The organism is Candidatus Photodesmus katoptron Akat1 (assembly GCF_000478685.1).
Classification (GTDB): domain Bacteria; phylum Pseudomonadota; class Gammaproteobacteria; order Enterobacterales; family Vibrionaceae; genus Vibrio; species Vibrio anomalopis.
This window is the reverse complement of sequence record NZ_AMSD01000002.1, coordinates 383,234-404,196: the sequence shown is the minus strand read 5'-3', so window position 1 is coordinate 404,196 and position 20,963 is coordinate 383,234. Positions and strand designations below refer to the sequence as shown.

The 20,963-nt window shown below is 29.5% G+C and carries 21 protein-coding genes and 3 pseudogenes; 9 read left to right on the top strand and 15 right to left on the bottom strand.

All coding sequences use genetic code 11. From position 1 onward, the window contains the following. Window positions 1-168: 168 nt before the first annotated feature. The 6 genes and pseudogenes from atpH to glmU all read left to right on the top strand — a co-directional run. Window positions 169-417: pseudogene (atpH, locus tag O1U_RS05030) on the top strand (ATP synthase F1 subunit delta); the annotation flags it as partial. Window positions 418-430: 13 nt separating this feature from the next. After that, window positions 431-1,975 carry a F0F1 ATP synthase subunit alpha gene (gene atpA / locus O1U_RS04370; RefSeq protein WP_016504177.1) on the top strand — a complete coding sequence of 515 codons (1,545 nt, stop codon included), beginning with the start codon at window positions 431-433 and terminating at the stop codon, window positions 1,973-1,975. 48 nt (window positions 1,976-2,023) lie between these two features. After that, a pseudogene (gene atpG / locus O1U_RS04365) lies at window positions 2,024-2,901 on the top strand (F0F1 ATP synthase subunit gamma). Window positions 2,902-2,937: 36 nt separating this feature from the next. Beyond that, complete coding sequence (gene atpD, locus O1U_RS04360) at window positions 2,938-4,344, top strand: F0F1 ATP synthase subunit beta (RefSeq protein WP_016504175.1); 1,407 nt, start codon at window positions 2,938-2,940, stop codon at window positions 4,342-4,344. Window positions 4,345-4,365: 21 nt separating this feature from the next. Further along, window positions 4,366-4,788, top strand: coding sequence for a F0F1 ATP synthase subunit epsilon (locus tag O1U_RS04355; protein ID WP_034411685.1), 423 nt, complete (start codon window positions 4,366-4,368; stop codon window positions 4,786-4,788). Between the two features lie 81 nt (window positions 4,789-4,869). Next, window positions 4,870-6,234, top strand: coding sequence for a bifunctional UDP-N-acetylglucosamine diphosphorylase/glucosamine-1-phosphate N-acetyltransferase GlmU (glmU, locus tag O1U_RS04350; protein ID WP_016504173.1), 1,365 nt, complete (start codon window positions 4,870-4,872; stop codon window positions 6,232-6,234). A gap of 95 nt (window positions 6,235-6,329) precedes the next feature. Here the strand turns inward: glmU and hemG are convergent, their stop codons facing one another. Further along, on the bottom strand, window positions 6,330-6,857 hold the full coding sequence (gene hemG, locus O1U_RS04345; RefSeq protein ID WP_016504172.1) for a menaquinone-dependent protoporphyrinogen IX dehydrogenase: 528 nt from the start codon (window positions 6,855-6,857) through the stop codon (window positions 6,330-6,332). Between the two features lie 97 nt (window positions 6,858-6,954). After that, window positions 6,955-7,203, bottom strand: a complete 249-nt coding sequence (tusA, locus tag O1U_RS04340) for a sulfurtransferase TusA (RefSeq protein WP_016504171.1) — start codon at window positions 7,201-7,203, stop codon at window positions 6,955-6,957. A gap of 278 nt (window positions 7,204-7,481) precedes the next feature. On the opposite strand from tusA, the gene lpcA reads away from it, so the two are divergent. The 3 genes from lpcA (at window position 7,482) to nudE (ending at window position 9,462) form a co-directional block, all read left to right on the top strand. Continuing rightward, window positions 7,482-8,057 (top strand): D-sedoheptulose 7-phosphate isomerase, encoded by a 576-nt coding sequence (gene lpcA / locus O1U_RS04335; RefSeq protein ID WP_016504170.1) that lies wholly within the window; start codon window positions 7,482-7,484, stop codon window positions 8,055-8,057. A 177-nt stretch (window positions 8,058-8,234) separates the two neighbouring features. Further along, a complete protein-coding gene (gene nfuA, locus O1U_RS04330; protein ID WP_016504169.1) occupies window positions 8,235-8,822 on the top strand; it encodes a Fe-S biogenesis protein NfuA in 588 nt (195 codons plus the stop codon). An 82-nt stretch (window positions 8,823-8,904) separates the two neighbouring features. After that, window positions 8,905-9,462 carry an ADP compounds hydrolase NudE gene (gene nudE, locus O1U_RS04325; RefSeq protein WP_016504168.1) on the top strand — a complete coding sequence of 186 codons (558 nt, stop codon included), beginning with the start codon at window positions 8,905-8,907 and terminating at the stop codon, window positions 9,460-9,462. A gap of 36 nt (window positions 9,463-9,498) precedes the next feature. On the opposite strand, the gene O1U_RS04320 is transcribed toward nudE, so the two are convergent. From O1U_RS04320 to O1U_RS04260, 13 genes and pseudogenes are all read right to left on the bottom strand, one after another. After that, window positions 9,499-10,296: a type II secretion system protein N gene (locus O1U_RS04320; RefSeq protein ID WP_016504167.1), complete on the bottom strand. Its 798-nt coding sequence runs from the start codon at window positions 10,294-10,296 to the stop codon at window positions 9,499-9,501. Window positions 10,297-10,298: 2 nt separating this feature from the next. Further along, entirely contained in the window at window positions 10,299-10,799 is a 501-nt protein-coding gene (locus tag O1U_RS04315) for a type II secretion system protein M (protein WP_016504166.1), read from the bottom strand. A 25-nt stretch (window positions 10,800-10,824) separates the two neighbouring features. Further along, on the bottom strand, window positions 10,825-12,045 hold the full coding sequence (gene gspL, locus O1U_RS04310) for a type II secretion system protein GspL (protein WP_016504165.1): 1,221 nt from the start codon (window positions 12,043-12,045) through the stop codon (window positions 10,825-10,827). Further along, complete coding sequence (gspK, locus tag O1U_RS04305; protein WP_016504164.1) at window positions 12,042-13,040, bottom strand: type II secretion system minor pseudopilin GspK; 999 nt, start codon at window positions 13,038-13,040, stop codon at window positions 12,042-12,044. The genes gspL and gspK overlap by 4 nt, the downstream gene beginning before the upstream one ends. Before the next feature lie 5 nt (window positions 13,041-13,045). Next, on the bottom strand, window positions 13,046-13,672 hold the full coding sequence (gene gspJ, locus O1U_RS04300) for a type II secretion system minor pseudopilin GspJ (protein WP_016504163.1): 627 nt from the start codon (window positions 13,670-13,672) through the stop codon (window positions 13,046-13,048). Then, window positions 13,638-14,012 (bottom strand): type II secretion system minor pseudopilin GspI, encoded by a 375-nt coding sequence (gene gspI, locus O1U_RS04295; RefSeq protein WP_016504162.1) that lies wholly within the window; start codon window positions 14,010-14,012, stop codon window positions 13,638-13,640. The genes gspJ and gspI overlap by 35 nt, the downstream gene beginning before the upstream one ends. Beyond that, window positions 14,005-14,586, bottom strand: a complete 582-nt coding sequence (locus O1U_RS04290; RefSeq protein ID WP_016504161.1) for a pilus assembly FimT family protein — start codon at window positions 14,584-14,586, stop codon at window positions 14,005-14,007. Before O1U_RS04290 ends, gspI begins: the two co-directional genes overlap by 8 nt. Window positions 14,587-14,652: 66 nt before the next feature. Continuing rightward, entirely contained in the window at window positions 14,653-15,087 is a 435-nt protein-coding gene (gspG, locus tag O1U_RS04285; protein ID WP_016504160.1) for a type II secretion system major pseudopilin GspG, read from the bottom strand. A gap of 43 nt (window positions 15,088-15,130) precedes the next feature. Beyond that, entirely contained in the window at window positions 15,131-16,363 is a 1,233-nt protein-coding gene (locus O1U_RS04280) for a type II secretion system F family protein (protein WP_016504159.1), read from the bottom strand. Beyond that, window positions 16,363-17,859, bottom strand: a pseudogene (gene gspE, locus O1U_RS04275) (type II secretion system ATPase GspE). Before gspE ends, O1U_RS04280 begins: the two are co-directional and overlap by 1 nt. After that, window positions 17,856-19,865, bottom strand: coding sequence for a type II secretion system secretin GspD (gene gspD / locus O1U_RS04270; protein ID WP_016504157.1), 2,010 nt, complete (start codon window positions 19,863-19,865; stop codon window positions 17,856-17,858). Before gspD ends, gspE begins: the two are co-directional and overlap by 4 nt. 208 nt (window positions 19,866-20,073) lie before the next feature. Next, complete coding sequence (locus O1U_RS04265; protein ID WP_081697386.1) at window positions 20,074-20,544, bottom strand: type II secretion system protein N; 471 nt, start codon at window positions 20,542-20,544, stop codon at window positions 20,074-20,076. Then, entirely contained in the window at window positions 20,445-20,777 is a 333-nt protein-coding gene (locus tag O1U_RS04260) for a hypothetical protein (protein WP_040356581.1), read from the bottom strand. Before O1U_RS04260 ends, O1U_RS04265 begins: the two co-directional genes overlap by 100 nt. Window positions 20,778-20,963: the final 186 nt, after the last annotated feature.

The following is a 20,963-nucleotide window of genomic DNA, read 5'->3' as shown; positions in this document are numbered from 1 at the left end:
GAGCAAATTAAAAAATATTAGATGCTCGCTTATTATCTCCTCATAGACTGGAGGATTTTTTTTATCTTGTTATAAAAATCAGTTTAACAATTTTTCTCAGAATTTTATAAAAATGATTATTAAAAACTCACGCCTCATGAACCTTCCTGGCATTTTAAAAATTTTCTTTATCTGAAAAATGAATATAAAAAACGTAAAGATGCTTATGTATTATCTGCGGTTAAACTTTCTAAAAAACAATGCAAGATTATTATAGATAAACTTGAAAAGCGCTTTGGTTATAAGGTTAATCTACATTGTGCTATAAATCAAAATTTGATTTGTGGCATTACAATTCGAGTTGGAGATACACTAATTGATGGCTCTGCAATGGGTTATTTAAATTGTCTAAGAAATTTATTGAAGACGAATTATTGATAAGGATTGGAATATGCAACTTAGTTCCACAGAAATTAGCGAATTAATCAAAAAACGCATTAAAGATTTTAATATTGTTATAGAAAATTGCAACCAAGGTACTATTGCGTCAGTAAGTGATGGTATTATTACCATATATGGTTTAGAAAATGTAATGCAAGGTGAAATGATTGAGTTGCTTTCTGGTCAACGTTATGCTTTAGCATTAAATCTTAATCGTGATTCAGTTGGAGCTGTAGTTATGGGGCCTCACTTTGATCTTAAGGAAGGAATGAAAGTGAAAGGAACTGGACGTATTTTTGAAGTTCCAGTTGGTCAAGAAATGCTTGGTAGAATTGTAAACACTTTAGGTCAACCAATTGATGGGAAAGGTCCAATTAAATCTAAAACTTTTTTGCCTGTCGAAGTAATTGCACCAGGTGTTATTGAACGTAAATCGGTAGATCAACCTCTTCAGACTGGCTATAAGTCTGTTGACTCTATGATTCCAATTGGTTTAGGACAGCGTGAATTAATAATTGGCGATCGTCAGACTGGTAAAACATCGATGGCAATTGATACAATTATTAATCAAAAAAAATCTGGTGTTTATTCTATCTATGTTGCTATAGGTCAAAAAAGTTCTACTGTAGCCAGTGTAGTGCATCAAATTGAAAAATACGGAGCGTTGGATAATACTATTATTGTTGTAGCAACAGCTTCTGAATCTGCTGCATTACAGTATCTAGCGCCATATTCTGGTTGTACAATGGGAGAGTATTTTCGTGATCGTGGTGAAGATGCTTTAATTGTATATGATGATTTATCTAAGCAAGCTGTTGCTTATCGTCAAGTCTCTTTATTACTGAAACGTCCACCTGGTCGTGAAGCCTTTCCTGGTGATATTTTTTATCTTCACTCAAGATTACTAGAACGCTCAGCTCGTGTTAGTTCAGAATATGTAGAAAGGCACACTAATGGTCAGGTGAAAGGGAAAACGGGTTCTTTAACCGCTCTTCCTATAATTGAAACACAAGCAGGTGATGTATCTGCATTTGTTCCAACTAATGTCATTTCAATTACTGATGGTCAAATTTTTCTTAAAACTGAATTATTTAATTCGGGTATTCGTCCTGCATTAGATCCTGGGATATCTGTTTCTCGTGTAGGTGGGGCAGCACAAAATAAAATAATTAAAAAGTTCTCATCTGGTATTCGTACAGCACTTGCTCAGTATCGTGAATTAGCAGCGTTTGCACAGTTTTCTTCTGATCTAGATTCAATAACTAAGGAGAAGTTAGAGCATGGTTTAAAAATTACAGAATTAATGAAGCAAAAACAGTATTCTCCTATGTCTGTTTTTGACCAAGCATTGCTTCTTTTTGTAGCAGAAAGTGTTTTTTTTAAAAAAATTGAAGCAAAAGATATTTTATCTTTTGAATCGTCTATATTATCTTATGCTCATTTAGAATATTCAAAATTTGTAGATAAGATAAATACAACTGATGAATATAACGAAGAAATTGAAATACAGTTTCAAAAGATATTAAGTTCTTTTCAAGACACTCAAATTTGGTAAACCAATAAGATAGTAATGTTAAGTGAGCAATAGGAGCTTTTTTTAGTTATGACTAATCCGAAAGAAATACATACTAAGATTAGTAGTGTTAGAAGCACTAAAAAAATAACAAAAGCGATGGAGATGGTAGCAGCTTCCAAGATGCGTCGTTCTCAGAAATTAATGGAAGCTTCTCGTCCTTATTCTGAAGAAATATCTAAAGTTATTAATCATATTACTCAATCTGATAGATTAGACTTGTACCATCCATACTTAGAAAAGCGAACAGCTAGATCTGTTGGTTATATTGTTATTTCTACAGATCGTGGTTTGTGTGGAGGATTAAATATTAATTTATTTAAACAGACTCTTATAGATATACAAAAAAAATCTAGAAAAGGTGCCAATATTCAGTTGTCTATAATTGGTTTAAAGGCTAGTTCCTTTTTTAAAAAACATATTGGGGCTAAGGTTATTGCCCAGTTATCAGGTCTTGGAAATAGACCAAGTCTTGAAAGTATAATCGGTTCGGTCGGTGTTATGCTGAAAAAGTATGATTCAGGTGAGTTAGATCAGTTATTTTTAGTATTTAATCGTTTTATAAATACGATGATTCAAAAACCTAAGATTAAACAATTATTACCTTTATCTGAGGATAAAGATAATAATAATGATATAAAAAAAGTTATTCATGGGATTATATATATGAACCTAGCTCTAAATCCTTATTAGATGTATTGTTAATACGGTATCTAGAATTTCAGGTATATCAAGGTTTAGTTGAGAATTTAGCATGTGAGCAAGCAGCTAGAATGCTAGCTATGAAAAGTTCAACTGATAACGCCGACTGTTTAATTGATGATTTAGAACTTTTATATAATAAGGCTCGTCAAGCTGAAATTACTCAAGAGCTATCTGAAATAGTATCAGGTGCAGCTGCAGTTTAAATCTAAGAAGAAAATAGTTTAGAGGATTAATTTACGATGACTACAGGTAAGATTATACAAATCATCGGCTCAGTAGTCGACGTAGAATTTCCAGATAGTAATTCAGTACCAAATTTGTATAATGCATTACATGTTCTAGAACTTAAAGTTCATCTTGTTCTTGAAGTTCAACAGCAGCTTGGTGCTGGTATAGTTCGTACTATCGTTATGGGAAGTTCATTTGGTCTGCGTCGTGGTTTGATAGTTCAAGATACAGGTTCTCCAATTTTAGTACCAGTTGGTAACGCAACTTTAGGTCGTATTGTTAATGTCTTAGGAGAACCTATTGATAATCTTGGGGAAATTAACACTAAGGAACGTTATCCTATTCATCGTTTAGCACCAAAATTTGAAGATATTTCTAATGAAACAGTGATTTTAGAAACTGGTGTCAAGGTAATTGATTTAATTTGTCCTTTTATAAAGGGAGGGAAGATTGGTTTATTTGGGGGTGCCGGTGTTGGAAAAACTGTTAATATGATGGAACTCATAAATAATATAGCACTTCAACATTCAGGGTTATCTGTGTTTGCTGGTGTTGGTGAGCGAACTCGTGAAGGAAATGATTTTTATTTTGAGATGCAGGAAGCTGGTGTTATAAATATTAAAAAGTTAGAAGAATCAAAGGTAGCTATGGTCTATGGTCAAATGAATGAACCAGCAGGAAATCGTTTACGAGTCGCATTAACTGGTTTAACTATGGCTGAACGGTTCCGTGATGAGGGTCATGATGTACTTTTATTTATTGATAACATTTATCGTTACACACTAGCAGGCACGGAAGTATCAGCATTGTTAGGTCGTATACCCTCTGCTGTAGGTTACCAGCCTACATTATCTGAAGAAATGGGAATTCTTCAAGAACGTATTACTTCAACTAATCAAGGTTCTATTACATCTGTGCAAGCAGTTTATGTACCAGCAGATGATTTAACTGATCCAGCTCCTTCAACAACGTTTGCACATTTAGATGCAACAATTGTATTGAATCGTAGCATTGCGGCTATGGGGCTTTATCCAGCAATAGATCCTTTAGATTCTACTTCTCGTCAATTAGATCCTTTAATTGTTGGGCAAGAGCATTATGATATAGCACGTTCTGTTCAGAAAACACTTCAGCGTTATAAAGAATTAAAAGATATAATTGCTATTTTAGGTATTGATGAATTATCAGATCAAGATAAATGTATTGTTTCTCGAGCTAGAAAAATCGAGCGTTTCTTAACTCAGTCTTATCATGTAGCTGAAGTGTTTTCTGGTAATCGAGGGGTTTATGTTCCTCTTAAAAAAACTTTATATGGTTTTAAAAGATTATTAGAAGGAGAATATGATGATATTCCAGAACAAGCGTTTATGTATTGTGGTTCGATTGAGGATGTTTTAGATAATGCTAAAAAATTATAAATTAAAACATTTTAAGGAAAAATTTTAGTGAAAACTTTTCATCTCGATGTAGTTAGTGCTGAAAGTAGAATTTTCTCAGGTTCTGTTAAAAATTTTTTAGTAACTGCTTGTATGGGAGACATAGGAGTTTTTTATGGTCATACAGCATTATTAACTAAACTATTGCCTGGAAGGCTTCGTATATTAAAAGCTAATTTTCAAGAAGAGTTTATATATGTTTCTGGTGGTGTACTTGAAATTCAACCTACTATTTCAACCTTATTAGCTGATACTGCTATTCGTGGTCAGGATTTAGATTTACAAAAAGTTGAGTCAGTTAAAAAAAAGGCTGAAAAGATGATGACAGGAAAAGGTGAAAGCGTAGATATTGAATTAGCTAGCAGTGAACTTGAGAAAGCAGTTGCTCAACTAAGAGTTCTTGAATTAAGTAAAAGATTTCGTTAATTGGAATCTGATTATTAAAAACAAAACATCTGAGAATATTTAGAAAAATCATTCTTTTAATACAGTTTTTCAGGTTATTAAATGAAATTCAGTGCTGTTATTCTTGCTGCGGGTAAAGGTAGCCGTATGCGTTCTAATATACCTAAAGTTTTGCATACTTTAGCTGGTAAGCCTATAGTTAGGTATCTTATTGATACGTGTAATAAATTAGGAGCGAAGAATATTTATTTAGTGTATGGACATTCTTCTGAACTAATAAAAAAAACATTATTTGATGAGCCTGTTTCTTGGGTATTACAAGCCGAACCTTTAGGTACAGGCCATGCTGTTAGTCAAGCATCAAAAAAGTTTTTGGGTAATGAAAAAATTTTAGTGCTATATGGCGATGTTCCTTTGATATCTGAAGAGACAATAAGAAAGTTATTAAATGCTTATCCAATGGGAGGAATAGCTTTATTAACTGTTTTTTTAGATAATCCTATGGGATATGGTCGGATCCTTCGAAGAGATTGTGATAATGCTGTAGTGAGAATTATTGAAGAAAAAGATGCTACAGAAAATCAAAAAATAATTAAAGAGATTAATACAGGAGTAATGGTTGCCTTAGGGGATGACTTGAAACGATGGATTTCTGATTTAAACAATAAAAATTCACAAAGTGAGTATTATCTTACTGATATTGTTTCAACTGCATACCATGAAGGATGTCAGGTGCACACAGTGCATCCTGTTGATAAAATTGAAGTAAAAGGTATTAATGATCTAGTTCAGCTTACCCAATTAGAGAGAGAATTTCAATTATCGCAAGCTTATAAATTGATTAACCAAGGTCTAATACTACTTGATCCTGATCGTTTTGATTTACGTGGTGTATTAATTTTTGGTATCAATTGTAAAATTGATATTAATGTTATAATTGAGGGTAATGTATCTCTAGGTAATAATGTAATTGTTGGTGCTGGTAGTATTATTAAGAATTGTATTATCGATGATAATACAATTATTAAACCATATAGTGTTATTGAAGGCTCCAGCATTGGAAAAAATTGTAAGCTTGGTCCTTTTGCTCGTTTACGTCCAACTTCGAAGTTGTTTGATAATGTCCATATAGGAAATTTTGTCGAGGTAAAAAATGTTACTATAGGTAAAGAAACAAAAGCTAACCATTTAACTTATCTTGGTGATGCTGAAATTGGTCAATTGAGCAATATTGGTGCTGGAGTCATAACATGTAATTATGATGGTGCAAACAAACATAAAACAATTCTTGGTAATGATGTTTTTGTAGGTTCTTCTTGTCAGTTAGTTGCCCCAATTCATATTGCAGATCATGCAACTATTGGCGCGGGTACTACAGTTACGAAAGATGTTTCTAAGGGAGAATTAGTGACTAGGAGATCTAAGAAGCGTACGATTTATAATTGGCAGCGTCCATCAAAACAATGAATAATGCTAGACAAAAATTCAGAATAAATACAAAGGTTTTTTGTTTTTTAAATTTGTTTATAACAATTATTCCATAATCAGTAAATAAAATAATTTTATTGTAATTTATTAAATTTTTTAGCAAATAGAGATACTTTTTTCCAGTTAGTATATTCAACTGATTTGCTAGTGTTTGTTATACCACCAGTTAAAAACATAATTATTTTAATCATAATTCGATCAAACCATCTATATTTATGATAGCAAAGTTCCCCTGCAAAAACTCCTATTAGTTGAGGTTCCCAAGAAGATTTTTTAAGAAATTTTTTTATGTAAGTACTGCCTTCTGGGGTATCTTTTTTTTGTTTTTCTTTTCTAGCAGTTAAATTCACACAAAAAAAAGCTCCTTTAATTTTTTTTAGCTGTGTATAATTTTTTTCTAAAAAATCATACAGCTCTTTACTTAAGTGACCATAATGAATAGAAGCACCAATGAGGATTTTTTTATATTTTAATAAATCTATTTCTTTCAATTTATGTATATTTTCTATTTGACACTCTGAGCATTTTAGTTCTTTATGAATATGTTGTATAATTTTTTTCGTATGTCCTTCTCTTGTTGAATAAAGCAAAAGTACTTTCATCCTATTATTCCTATAATAATACAAATAAAATAAAACAATCATTATAAGATTATAAATAATATATTGGTAAATAGAGCATTTTTACAACATCTATTCCTTATTTTATGCCTTTTTTTATTAGATATCTATATGGCAATTTGTTAGTTTTTATAATGAGGAGTTTATGATCCATAAACCGACAAAGATTTGGAATGTCACGTCTTGTTGAAGGATCATCTGATTTTATCAGAAGAAAATCACCATCTTTCATAATTCTTATCGTTTTCCTGATTATCATAATTGGTTCTGGACAGCGCAGTCCTTCTATTGAGAGAGTGTGAGTTTTATGTTTTGAAGGAAATTTCATAGTTACTTAGAATGTCCAATAAAGTTTTTTCCCTGATATGAATAGTAGTAACGCATTTTTATTTTTTTATCATATATTGAATATATGATTTTTTTATGCTTAATGATATTTTAATCAACTATTTTATTTCTGTAAAATGAAAAAATGAATTTTTGTACATTTTACATTAGTTTTTTATCTAAATAATTTTTTATATCCGCTGATTTTAATAGTTAACTATTAGTAGATATTTATTATAAATAATTTCATTTATCCATCTGACAATTAAAAGGGTTTTTATGTATCAAAATTTAATAAAAAGAGAATTAATCGAATCAGTTAACTTATTGAATGCATTTATTAAAAATGAAGAAAATATGATTCGTATGGAAATGATAGCTAAATTAATTGCCACTTCATTTAAACAAAATGGCAAAGTTTTATCTTGTGGTAATGGTGGTTCACATTGTGATGCTATGCATTTTGCAGAAGAATTAACAGGTCGTTATCGTGAAAATCGTATTGGGTACCCAGGTATTGCTATTTCAGATCCTAGTTACTTATCTTGTGTTAGTAATGATTTTGGTTATGAATTTGTTTTTTCTAGGTATATAGAGGCTATAGGTTTAAAAGGTGATGTATTATTCACTTTATCGACATCTGGTAATTCTGAAAATATTCTAAAAGCGATTAATAGTGCTAAAAAAAAAGAAATGAAAACTATTTCATTAACAGGTAAAGATGGTGGTAAAATCTCTGGTTTATCAGATATTGAAATTTGCATTCCACATTTTAGATATGCAGACCGCATTCAAGAAATGCATATAAAGATTATCCATATTATCATTCAAATGATTGAAAAAGAAATGTCTTAATTTATCTTATAGATATTAAAGATATTGATAATAAACATATTGCTTATTAGCCTATACAGCACAGTACTTTTCATTATCATATCGGCTTTGATTATTTTTTAGAAAAAAACTAGATCTTCTTTATATGAGTAGTACAATGGAGAATTGGAGAGTCAATAATTTTAGAAGATATGTATTATGTTAAATTTTATTTCTATTAGTGAAACTGCACAAATATATTTTGTTAGTTTGCTAAATAAAAAAGAAAAAAATACAAATATACGTTTATTTGTTGTTGATCCTGGAACTGAAAAGGCTGAGTGCGGAGTATCTTATTGTCCAAGAGAATCAGTAGAATCTACTGATACTGAATTTAAATTTAATGGATTTTCTGCTTATGTAGATGAATTAAGCCTTCCTTTCCTGAAACATGCTGAAATTGATTGTATTACTGACAAAATCAGTTCTCAATTAACACTGAAAGCCCCAAATGCAAAAAAAAATAAAATATCGAAAGATGCCACACTATTGGAACGTGTTAATTATGTAATACAAACTCAACTAAATCCTCATCTTTCAGATCATGGTGGCCATATTAAATTGGTAGAAATTACTGAAGATGGAATTGCAGTTATTGAATTTGGAGGCGGTTGTAACGGTTGTTCCATGGTCAATATTACTCTAAAAGAAAATATTGAAAAAGAACTACTGCAGAAATTTTCAACTGAATTAACTGCCGTTCATGATATTACTAATCATAATCCAAATGATCTTTCTTATTACTAATAGTTATAAGTTCTATTTTTCTACATTTGTAAGTGAAAGAGTAGTTGTCATGTATTTCTTTTAAATATGGAGAGTACAATCAGTGAAAAAAAAAAGCTTACCTGAAATTTTAGAAAAAAAAATTATCTCACAGTCAAAGTTATTTTCTATTGAATCAATAAAACTCGTGTTCGGGAATGGAGAGAAACGTACTTATGAACGTATGAAACCACGAACTGTTGACGCAGTGATGATTGTTCCTATAATGAATGGAAATTTTCTGCTAGTTCAAGAATATGCAGTAGGAACAGAACGTTATGAATTATCTTTCCCTAAAGGTCTTGTAGATTTAGGAGAATCTCAAGAAGAAGCAGCAATAAGAGAACTAAAAGAAGAAATTGGTTTTGGTTCTAATTGTCTTATTTTTTTAAAAGAAGTTGTTTTAGCACCTTCTTATTTTTCTGGTCGTATGATTATTTTTATTGGAAAAGATTTATATCCAGAACGATTGAAGGGTGATGAACCAGAACCATTAGAAGTAATACCTTGGTCTATTAGGAGAAGTGAAGAGTTAATTACTCATATAAATTTTTGTGAGTCTAGAAGCTTAGCTGCATTATTGCTTTCATTAAGGTATTTAGAAAAAAATGCAATATGTTAATTTTAAATAGATTATTAATAGTGTTATTTCCCCTAGTTAGATTATCAATAGTTTATCTTTTAACAAATCACTCATTAATAAATTTCCTTGATAACTGAGTTGATAATGATTTTTATTGTTTTTAGGAAGCCATTGCAAGTATTTTTTTAGTTCTTTAGGAAATTTATTTTTTGGTTCAAATAAAATATTAACTATATATTTTTCTTTATTTAGATGAGCAGAGAATTCACTTGTTACTTGATTGCTTTTCTGATGACCTGAAATTGAAATTATATTATCTTGGCAATTCAAAATTATTATCATTTTTTCTAGATCTAAATCTCCGAAAGGAGATGTTATTGTAGCTAAATTCCAGATTAATTGTCCTTTAGCTTGTTGACAATATGGTGGAAGATAGTAAATTTCGTCTATCGATAAATCAAAATTTCCATTTATTTTAAATAATCTTGGTAGTTTTAATTGTTTAGTCAATTGGTTAGAAGAAAAATGTGCCGATATTTTTGTAATATATGGTCCAAATAATCCATAACCAAGATATCCTTCTCCATATATATTACTTTTGCTATTATTTTTTTTGCCAAAACGTATTAATATTTCCATTTTTGCTAAAAACAATTTTCTTATTTGAAAATTCCAATCAACAGATTCTAAGTTTTGATTTCTCCAAGAAAGTTTTTCTGCACTTCCCTTCCATATAGTACCTTTTAGTCCATCAACTTTTATAGGGATAAAGTTTTGAATAAACTCTATGGCAGTATTAGCAGGAATGTGAACAATTATACTTGTTAATGCAATTAAGATAAATAACATAGAAACTAAAATAAATTGTTTCATATTTACCTTCCTCTCTGAAATTCTAAATTACTAACTTCAATTACACCAGATTGAATGGAACGATTAATATTGAGATACTCAACTTTTATTCCTTGTTTTTGTCTTAAATAAGTTATCCAATCGATAAATTTATTGAACTCAACAGGTTGAATCCATACTTTTATGCTATTATTATCCGGTGTAACTCGAATTAATTTAATCTGATAATGATTAGATGAAATAGTAATTGCATTATTAAGAGAATCTTCTACATCTATAAGTCCATGATCAGAACGTAGTTGACTCAGTGTATTTGCTTTTTCTGTTATCCAAGATAATAATTCTTTTTCAGAATTAACGCGTATCTTGGTTTTTTCAAGTTTCTCATTTAATAGGTACCATATACTAAAATATGACAGAGTAGAAATTATTAGTGCTAAACATACAATAATAGACGGTTGTTTATAGTAAAAAATATATTTGTTGTTGCATGCTTTAAGTATTTTAAATAAATTGCTTAGCATAATTTAGTGGGCCAAATTCAATAATTTATTTTTTAAGTAAAAAAAGACCATTAACTATATCATTGGTAGAACGTTCAAGTTGACCTTGTTCTACATTAAACTGATTAGATAGTTCAATTCTTAGTTTTTCTAAACTTTGAAAATCTTTGCTATTTACCTTAATACGCATTTCTTGACGATTCGCATCAAATTTGATGTTTTGTAGCCATATCTTATCTTTTTCTTGTAAAGATTTTGTTAAGTCAGCTATCCATTCAAGGATATTTATGTTTTTATTCTTGTCTATAGAAAAAAAATTAATTTCATTTTGAATTTGGTCTCGGAAATATTTTTCATCAGAAATTTTATCTTTATTTGGTAAAGATAGAAAAAAAATTCTCTCACTTTCTGCTCGGTAAGATTCAGCTTGTGTATTTAATTTTAAAATTTGTAGAATATGATTAGTTAGTAACATTGCTATAAATAATATTATTACTGCAAATACTTTATACCAAACTTTCCAATTAGAGAAAAATGATAAAGGAGGTTTAAATACCCCTGTGAGTAAATTGCATTCTGTTTGAAAGGCTCCTTGACTGAGTAACTCCATGGTTGATACAGTTTTTTTAGATGTTTCCCATATTTGATTTTTATTAAATGTTAATTCAGGTAATTCAGTATAGCTTTTAAGAGATATATAATTATCTCCTTGTTTTACCCAATTTGAGTTAACTAATTCTTGTAGCCAGTCTGAGTAAATGCTTATTCCTAAATATTGTCCTTTTTTAATAATCCATTCTTCACCAGATAATTTAATTGCAGTTAAACCATCATTTTCTGGTAATGCAAGAACATCAGGCAGCACTTTGGTTATTTTTATGCCAAGTTTTTTAAATTCAAAAAGCAGATTATGTAACAATTTTTTATCAATAGCACAAACAAATCCTCCATGATGATTTTGTCTGAGTATAGAAAAATGTAATTCTTCAATATCTTGGGCAAGATTATCCTCTAATAAGTAGCTCATTATTTCTTTTAATGGGCGTGATGTAGAAATAGGGAGTGTTACATAAGATAAAAAAACATTGCTGCTTGGAACAAGAAGACATACTTCTCTTTTTTTTGAATATTTGGTCAGTTCTATAAAATTTTCCCAACCATTAAACTCACCACTGATAATGTTTTTAGAATTAGTTAAGGAATATATTGACCATAAAATAGGAGAAGATTTATTTCTATTAAGAAGAACGATGAGAAACTCGTTCACTTATATATACCTCCAAATCTACGACGTACAACCTTTGTAGTTGTTCTATTATAATTAGATAGTAAGCTCCTAAGTCTTAATTGAGTTTTTCCTATTACTATCTCACTATCTAATTCAAAGTATGTGCTATCAACACCTAAATATTGTTGGGCTTGGTTGAGAATTGATTTATGAATAGAAGCAATTTTAGGTTCTGATATAAACTGTTTTACTGAAGACCAACCATGAAATGGACGTTGTTCAATAAGAGATAGTGAATCAACCTCACTGAGATGTGATAAAAAAAGAGCGCTTAGTAATTTTGCCTGTTTTGTGATTATAGTATTAACATTAATATGTAATTCATTAGTTGGTAAAGCACAAATAAAAGGGGAAATTATTTTCATAGTTTTTGAGGAAACTTGATGTACTGAACGGAGTTCAGTAGTATCACTTATAAGATTTTTTGGTGCTAAATATGGAGGAAATTTATTTTCATAGTAAATATCTTTTACTTCGGTTAAACTATTAACATCGTTATTTTTTTCTATAAATTTCCAAGTAGAATCAGCAATAGTTTCAGCTTGGTAGTCATTAATATCAAGAATTTTTAGTAATGTTTGAAATACTTCAACTAAGTATGGTCTGTCTTTTATTTTTTTATTTTCTCTTTTAAAAGAAAGAGCATTGATATTAAAACAAGCTTGTTTATCGGATATCTTCCCTTTTATGTATCCATTTTCTAAAGGATAGATTTGCTCATTAATAGCCCACATTTGAGATAAGTTAATATTTTGATTGTTTTGAAAACTTTTTTTGATTATTATTTTAGCTAAATTTTCAGCTGAGATGCTATACCAGTAAGCTTGTTCATAGTCTGTTTGTTGACTTAAGCGTTGAAATTGTATAAATAAGCGTTCGGACATAGAAGCTGAAATCGATACTATAACAACAAGTGATAGTAAAACAATAATCAATGCGATACCTTTCTGTTTTACTGTTATTGTTTTAGCCATTTTAGTTATATTGATTCTTTATTAAAATTACTATCAACAGTTAGGTAAATTTTTTCAATTCTTCCATAATCTATTAATTTAAATATAATTAATATAGCTTTTGGTAAAGATGTTAATGATTCCCATTTTGTTTGCCATGTTTTTCCATCATATAACTTTATATCAAATAAAAGCACTCCAGTGAGAATTGGAGTTATTTCGCCAGAAATTCCTTCTGGTGTATCAGGATATTGCCACCATATTCTTTCTAATATATTATTTTGGAAACGATATTTTACTTTAGTAATTTCTCCTCGTGGAAACTTTTGTTCAGGATTGTGCCAACCTAATCTAGTAAATAATAAGCTCTTCTTATTATAGTCTAATAAAAGTGGACTGTTTGTCTGTTTTCCATTAGTTCGAAATTGGCGAAGTGCAATTTGTCGAAAATCGTTATCCATAATAATTAGTGCTCTTTGAAGTTCTTTTAGTCGATTACTACGTTTTAAAAAGAGTATATTACTATCTTGTACTTGGTTCACTATTTGATAAATACTAATGCTAAGAACACCGAAAATAGCTAGTGATAGTGCCACTTCAAGCAGTGTAAACCCTTGATTATATTTGATCTTGAAAATTTTGATTGGCAACATAGCTTCTCATTGTGAGTATAGTAGAAGAAAAGTTGTTTTTTGATACGCTAACTTCAAAAGCTTGAAGTAAATTATTACTTGTTTGAATAGGTTCAATTTTCCAATGCCAAATTTGTCCTGCTATTGTTTCTATTCCTTGAACTTTGATTAGAGATGTTGGATGAAGCATTACTTGAGCTATCTTATTATTAATAATAATAACAGCAAAGGTTTTTTCTTCTAAATAATTCATAGTATTAATATGATGATTAACAAGCTGAAGAACTGCAATTGATGTGCTTGAAAAAATAGTCAATGCAATAAGTACTTCAATGAATGTCATTCCACGATAGTTAGTCATATTCAGAGTTTTTTAATTCAAGTAATAATATCTGACCATTTTTTTTAATTATAATACTCCACCTTTCTTGTTTTTTATGTTTAGATGAAATTAAAATAGATGAGGGTGTAACTTCTCCATTTGAATAGAATACTATTTGTGGAGATTGATTGTGTTGACTTTTACTAGCAAATAAAAGATTTCTATCAGATAAAGTTTTTGTAGAAAAAAAATGTTTTTCGTTATTTCCCCTAGTATTATTATTTATAGTTAGTCTTATTCTAATTTTATTTTTGTTAAGTTTTGTTTTAGATTGGATTTTATGAAATTTAATTGGTTGCCATACTTGTTGATTTAAGAACATTAATGCATAACTTAATTCTTTCTTGTCAAAAAATACACCAAAATTTTTTCCAGTAAGAATAGCTTGTTCATTTAAAAAAAGAATTTCGTTAAATAGTTTTGTAGTATATTTTTTAACTAAATTTTGATTGCTATCTTTATAAAAAGTATTTACTACAGTTATAGCGCTTATAGATAATAACACTAAAACAATTAATATTTCAAATAAAGTAAAACCACGAGATAGTTTCATATTATAGATTAATTCAGTATTTTCAGAATATGAATACCATAAAAAAGCTTTAAAGTTACTTTATTCTTATAGAAAGTCTTGTATATTCCAGTTTCCAATGTCAGCTAACACTCCTTCACCTCCTTCTTCACCATCGGCACCAAAAGTAAAGATTTTTATTCTATTGTTTTCATTTTCTAAGTTTATATACTGATAATTATTTCCCCATGGATCCTTTGGCAAACGTTTAATATACCCTATATCACGGTATGTTTTTGACCTTTTCTTTTTAGTGTCAGCAAGCAATATTTCTAGTCCCTGTTGAGTAGTTGGATAAACACTGTGATCTAGTTTATACATTTCTAATGCGTTTTCTAAAGCAACAATATCAGTAATTGCTTTTTGTTGATCTGCTTTTTCTTTATGAATTAATAAATTAGGCACAACAAAACTTGCTAATATCCCTATGATAACTACTACTATCATCACTTCAAGTAAAGTAAAACCAGTTTCTTTTTTCATCATTTTCTCCAAAATACACTTGCTTTTATATGATATAAAATATTTATTGATTCAGTAAATTATTTATTTCCAGCATTGGCATTAATGTTGCCATGACGATAAATAATATTAGGATTGAGATTAATATTATTACTGTAGGGGTAAAGATTCCTAAGGCAATGTTAATCATAGAGATAAAATCAGCATCTTGAGTATTGGCAGAACGTACTAACATCTTCGCTAATTCACCGCTGAGTTCACCACTAGCAATCATATGGAGCATTATCGGTGAAAATAGCTTAGTTTGTGATAATGCTTGATATAAGCTAGTACCCTCTTTTACTTTATCTGCTGCTAGCAAAATCTTCTTCTTTAAGTATTGATTTGATATAACATCAATAGCTAAAGACATACTTTGTATAATTGGTAATGAGCTAGATGTGCAAATAGCCAATGTATGGGAAAATTTAGAAGTATTTAAACCTCTAGAAATTTTACCAATTATTGGAAGAAAAAGTATTTTTTTATCCCAAATTAATCGAAATTTAGTTTTTGTTAGTAAATATTGTATAGCACAAAAAAATATCATTAAAAAATATAAGAAATAAATTCCCCATTCTTGTATAAATTGGCTTAATTCTAATAATATATAAGTAGATGTTGGTAGTTTTTGATCTAATTGTATTATTGGTTCAGTAATTTTTGGAACTATTTTTGTTAGAAGAAAAAAAAATATACCTGATGAAAAAACTATTAGTATTGCTGGGTAAATCATAGCTTGTTGAAATTCAAATTGTATTTTTTTTCGTTTCTCCTGATAATTTGCTAGTTGTTCTAGTACAAAGGCAAGATTTCCAGATTTTTCACCCGCTGATACCATAGAACAGAAAAGATTATTGAATATATGAGGATAATCCAACAGACTATCCGATAATGTATAACCTTCACTCACTTTTGATTGAATTGAAGACAACATTGAAGAAATATGAGGTTTATTAGCTTGTTCTGATAGTGTTCCAATAGATTCTGCTAATGGTATGCCAGAGCGAACTAGGATGGATAGTTGATAAGTAATTAAAGCTAAGTTTTTTGTACTTATTCCTTTTTTAAAGTATAATACTTTTTTTCTATGCTTGCTGCGATTTTTTTCTCTTCTACTAAAAGTTTGAATTAGATAAATAGGAATTAAGCCCTGTTCACGAAGACATGAACGGGCTTGTTTAGCATGGTTTGCTTCTAGCCTTCCTTTATGAAGATAACCTTTATGATCTACTGCTTCATATTTAAACGAATACATTATATTTTCTTAGTTACTCTCATAAGTTCTTCAAGTGATGTAATCCCTTTTTTACTTTTTCTAAACCATCGTTTTGTATGTTTGGAGTATTTAAACGGATCGCTTTTTCAATTTCTTGCTCGCTGGATTGTTTATAGATTAATTCTCGTACATATTTATCTACTAACAGTAATTCATGGATTCCTGTTCTTCCTTTAAAACCTTTGAAATTGCATTTTTTACAACCATGTGATCTATAAAGAGTCAATTGTTTTTGATTAGGAAATGAAAATATTTTTTTTGTTCTATATTAGCTACATAAGGTATTTTACAATCGAAACAAAGCGTACGAACTAAACGCTGTGATAATATACCAAGCAGAGAAGATGAAAGTAAAAATGTTTCTATTCCCATATCGCGCAATCTGGTAATTGCACCAATTGCGTTGTTTGTATGTAAAGTTGATATAACTAAATGGCCTGTCAAAGAAGCTTGTACTCCAATTTGAGCTGTTTCTAGATCACGTATTTCACCTACCATCACTACATCTGGATCTTGACGTAAAATTGCTCTTAAACCTCTAGCAAAGGTCATTTCTACTTTCGAGTTTACTTGGGTTTGCCCAATCCCATCAATATCAAATTCAATTGGATCTTCAATAGTTAAAATATTTCTTTCTTTGTTGTTAAGTTCTTGCAACCCAGCATATAGAGTGGTCGATTTCCCAGATCCAGTTGTACCGGTAACTAAAATAATTCCATGTGGTTGTTTAAGAAGATAGCGAAATTTTTCCTGGTTTTTAAATGTCATTCCTAAGTTATTTATATTTAATTGAATGGATTTTGTATCAAGCAAACGCATAACTACACGTTCACCATGAGATGATGGCAGAGTAGAAACTCTAACATCAACAGAACGACCACCAATTTTTAATGAAACTCGTCCATCTTGAGGTAAACGTTTTTCTGCAATATCTAACTTGGCCATTACTTTAACTCGTGAGACTAATAATGGTGATAATTTTCTATTTGGTGTTAATACATTTCGTAGCACTCCATCGATACGAAAACGAATAGATAGCGATTTTTCAAATGTTTCAATATGAATATCTGAAGCGCCTTCTTTAATTGCTTCAGAAAATATTGCATTAATTAATTTTATAATTGGTGCATGATCATTTGATTCTAATAAGTCTTCATGTTCTGGTAAGGTATTTATTAAAGAAAAAAGTCATTTTTATCTAAGCTAATATCCTCCATTAAACGCCGTGCTTCAAAAGCATTTTTTTGATAAATTTGCATTAGTTTAGTATCAAATTCTTTCTGGTTAAGTTTATGTAATGTAAATCTAACTTGAATGACACGGTGTACTTCAACTAATTTTTCTATAGTTAGTGGTTCAACATAATATAGAACTTTCTCATTTTGTTGGTTATATGAAAATACTAATTTAAAACGGTTGGCAAAACTAAATGGAAGTTTTTGAATAGTAGAAATATTTTTTAAATGACTGCTCATTGGATATCTTTAATTGCATCAAGAAGAATTTGGATTTCATCTGGATAGAAAATTTTATTAGAATATTTTGGTATAACTGGAACATTTATATGATCCATCAATGTTAAACCTTCATTTAATTTATAAAGTTGCTTAGCACGAATAAAATTATATTTACGCTGGGTAATACCATCGGCTGTTATTTCATCACGCATAATAGTTGGTTTAATAAATACCATAAGATTTTTCTTTTCAACCTGAGTTGCTGTTGATCTAAACAGGTACCCTAATAGAGGTATTTTAGATAGAAATGGTACGTTAGAGTGGTTTTCTAGTGCTCGTTCATCAATTAATCCCCCTAGTACAATCATTTGACCGTCTTCTACCATCACAGATGTATTCAGTTGTCGTTTTGAAAAACGTACATCAATTGCACCATTAGCTCCTAATAAATTGGATACTTCTTGTTCTATATTAAGTTGGATAGAGTTGCCTTCATTAATTTGTGGAATTACTTTTAGTTTTATACCTACTTCTTTTCGGACAACAGTTTGAAATGGATTAGTATTATTTGATCCAATTGTAGTTCCTGTAAGTACTGGAACTTCTTCTCCAACAATAAATGAGGCTACTCCATTATCCATTACAGTAATACTGGGTGAAGATAGAATATTAGAATCTGCACTAGAAGCTATAGCTCGAATTAATGCAGTCCAATCATTTGTTTTCAGACTCATTATAGCTCCAGTTACACCTGAAAAAGTTTTTATAAGTTCGGAATAATCTCCTTGTTTCGTTGACTTTTTTGTTTCCCAAGTTTTATTAGTATTATTCCAATAGCTTTCTGATGTACTTTGATCTTTAGATTTTTCTAGGGCTAACAGTAGCTGACTTATTGGTAATCCAAGGTTATTATGCTGTATAATTGTTCCGTTTTTTAAGGAACCCAGTTGTAGACCAAGATTAATACCATTACCCTCTGAAACTTCAACTATTAAAGCTTCAATTAACACTTGTGCTCGACGAATATCTAGCTGTGCAATAATATTTCGGATCGTTTTCATAATATCTGGAGGTGCTGTTATCACTAATGAATTTGTTTCAGGATGAGCGGTGATAATCGTTTCAGAAAAGTTAAAATCTTTAGATTTTTCTTTAATGTTACCAGATTTTACTTGATTAGATAAACCTTCTAAAACACTAATTAAATTTTCTGCTTGAGCATATTTCAGATAAATAACTTGATTATTATCTTTTGAAGCCATTTCTTTATCAAGCTGATATACGAGTTTTTTAAGTTGGATACGAAGTTTAGGATCTCCTGAAATTAGAATAGAATTAGTGCGATCATCAGCCACTAGATTAGGCTGTAAAAATATGGGGGTGTTGGTAGTTTTATTTAATGCTTTAATAATTCGTACCATTTCTGCTGAAGAGGCATTATTTAATTCTATTACTTCAATTTCTTTATTACCTGCTTGATCAACTTTGATGATAATATCTGCTAATCGGTTAACTACTGCAGCTCGACCAGTAAGTAAAATAATATTTGCAGGATCGTAATGAACTACATTACCTGAACCTGAATTATCATTTAATTGTCTAAGAAGTGGAGATAATTCACGTACCGAAACATTATGGACAGTTACAACTCGAGTAATAACATTATCTCCACTGATGCTATCATTATTCACAACAGGAATAGCTGCTGTTTTAGCATCTTTAGATTTTACTATTTTTAAAATGTTATTATCCATTTCAATGACAGCAAATCCATAAACTTCTAGTACATTTAAAAAAAAACTGTAGTATTGAATATCTGTTAACTTATCATAGCTACGTATATCTATTTTCCCTCTAACAGAAGGGTCTATGATGACTGTTTTTTTAAGATTACGACTAACTATATTAATGAATTCTTGAATATCTGTTCCTTTAAAGTTGACACTAAAATTGTTAGCTAGCAATGGAGTTACCAGTAACAAACTTCCTAGATAGAAAACAAGGTTTTGTTTAAAGCTGTTCACTTTTAAAAACACTCCTCAATAAAATCATTTGTAGATTCACTTTATAGTTTTATGTACACATCATGTATCTTACTATTTCTTTCAATTGTTAGATAAAATTCATCTAATTGAGATATAGTTTTTATCAGCATTCCATTAGATACAAGTTTTGTTAAGTATTGTCCATTTAGCTTTATAGCTATATCGTTATGTTGTAGTCCATAAAAGTCTAATAAACCTTTTTTTCCCCTGGTATCATTCTATATCCAATTATGTTTCCATTACGATTTACTGGAAATATACGAATGTATTGAAAAAATTTTTTATTATCTTGCAGAATAAGATCACGAATACGATAAAAGTTATCATTATTAATAACGTTATTTTTCTTTAGTTTTTGATGAACTTGATTTTTATTGATTGTTAATATTTCTTTATACCCTATATTGTCAATAATAACTTGATCGAGTAATATTACCTTAATTGTAGCTTGAGTTTCTTTAATTTTTTCATTTATACCATATGTTGTTTGTGAACCTTTATTAGAAATAACTGCTAAATTTTTATCAGGTATACTGCTAGTAATGACTCCAACTAGTTTTAAAGTTGGATATTTTTCTTTAGTATTAGAAAACATAGAGTCTTCTTGTTTTGGCGTATTCTGATTTTTATAAACTCCAAAGAGATTACTTTTTTTAATTTAATAATATTAATGCTACTTTTTTTTGTTTTTGGAGGACTCTCTTTGATTTCAGGAGACCATTCTGGAATATTTTTTGAATTTTCCTGTATTAACCAGAAAATTTTTCCAAGTAACCAAGCAGAAAGTATTAAAAAAAATAAAATTAAAGCAATACTTAATTTTTTTTGTGCTTTTAAACTTTTCAAATAAATATTTGAAAGTTTATTTAAATTTAGCTGCTTTTTCTTCACTGAAAAATTCCGAATTAAGGGTTATTTTTTTACCTTAGCTTACTTAAGAAGTATCTAGTTATATAATCATGATTAATATCACATAATTTATAAAATCTTATGTTTTTTAGTTCATATCTATCTAATTTGAAAAGAAATATGATAAGTATCATGTTAATTGATTAATAATTTTGGTGATTTTTCAGG

Coding starts and splice junctions, on each gene's coding strand:
- atpA (WP_016504177.1), top strand. CDS start 431: ATGCAACTTAGTTCCACAGAAATTAGCGAATTAATCAAAAAACGCATT.
- atpD (WP_016504175.1), top strand. CDS start 2,938: ATGACTACAGGTAAGATTATACAAATCATCGGCTCAGTAGTCGACGTA.
- glmU (WP_016504173.1), top strand. CDS start 4,870: ATGAAATTCAGTGCTGTTATTCTTGCTGCGGGTAAAGGTAGCCGTATG.
- hemG (WP_016504172.1), bottom strand. CDS start 6,857: ATGAAAGTACTTTTGCTTTATTCAACAAGAGAAGGACATACGAAAAAA.
- tusA (WP_016504171.1), bottom strand. CDS start 7,203: ATGAAATTTCCTTCAAAACATAAAACTCACACTCTCTCAATAGAAGGA.
- lpcA (WP_016504170.1), top strand. CDS start 7,482: ATGTATCAAAATTTAATAAAAAGAGAATTAATCGAATCAGTTAACTTA.
- nfuA (WP_016504169.1), top strand. CDS start 8,235: ATGTTAAATTTTATTTCTATTAGTGAAACTGCACAAATATATTTTGTT.
- O1U_RS04320 (WP_016504167.1), bottom strand. CDS start 10,296: ATGAAACAATTTATTTTAGTTTCTATGTTATTTATCTTAATTGCATTA.
- O1U_RS04315 (WP_016504166.1), bottom strand. CDS start 10,799: ATGCTAAGCAATTTATTTAAAATACTTAAAGCATGCAACAACAAATAT.
- gspK (WP_016504164.1), bottom strand. CDS start 13,040: ATGGCTAAAACAATAACAGTAAAACAGAAAGGTATCGCATTGATTATT.
- gspJ (WP_016504163.1), bottom strand. CDS start 13,672: ATGTTGCCAATCAAAATTTTCAAGATCAAATATAATCAAGGGTTTACA.
- gspI (WP_016504162.1), bottom strand. CDS start 14,012: ATGACTAACTATCGTGGAATGACATTCATTGAAGTACTTATTGCATTG.
- O1U_RS04290 (WP_016504161.1), bottom strand. CDS start 14,586: ATGAAACTATCTCGTGGTTTTACTTTATTTGAAATATTAATTGTTTTA.
- gspG (WP_016504160.1), bottom strand. CDS start 15,087: ATGAAAAAAGAAACTGGTTTTACTTTACTTGAAGTGATGATAGTAGTA.
- O1U_RS04280 (WP_016504159.1), bottom strand. CDS start 16,363: ATGTATTCGTTTAAATATGAAGCAGTAGATCATAAAGGTTATCTTCAT.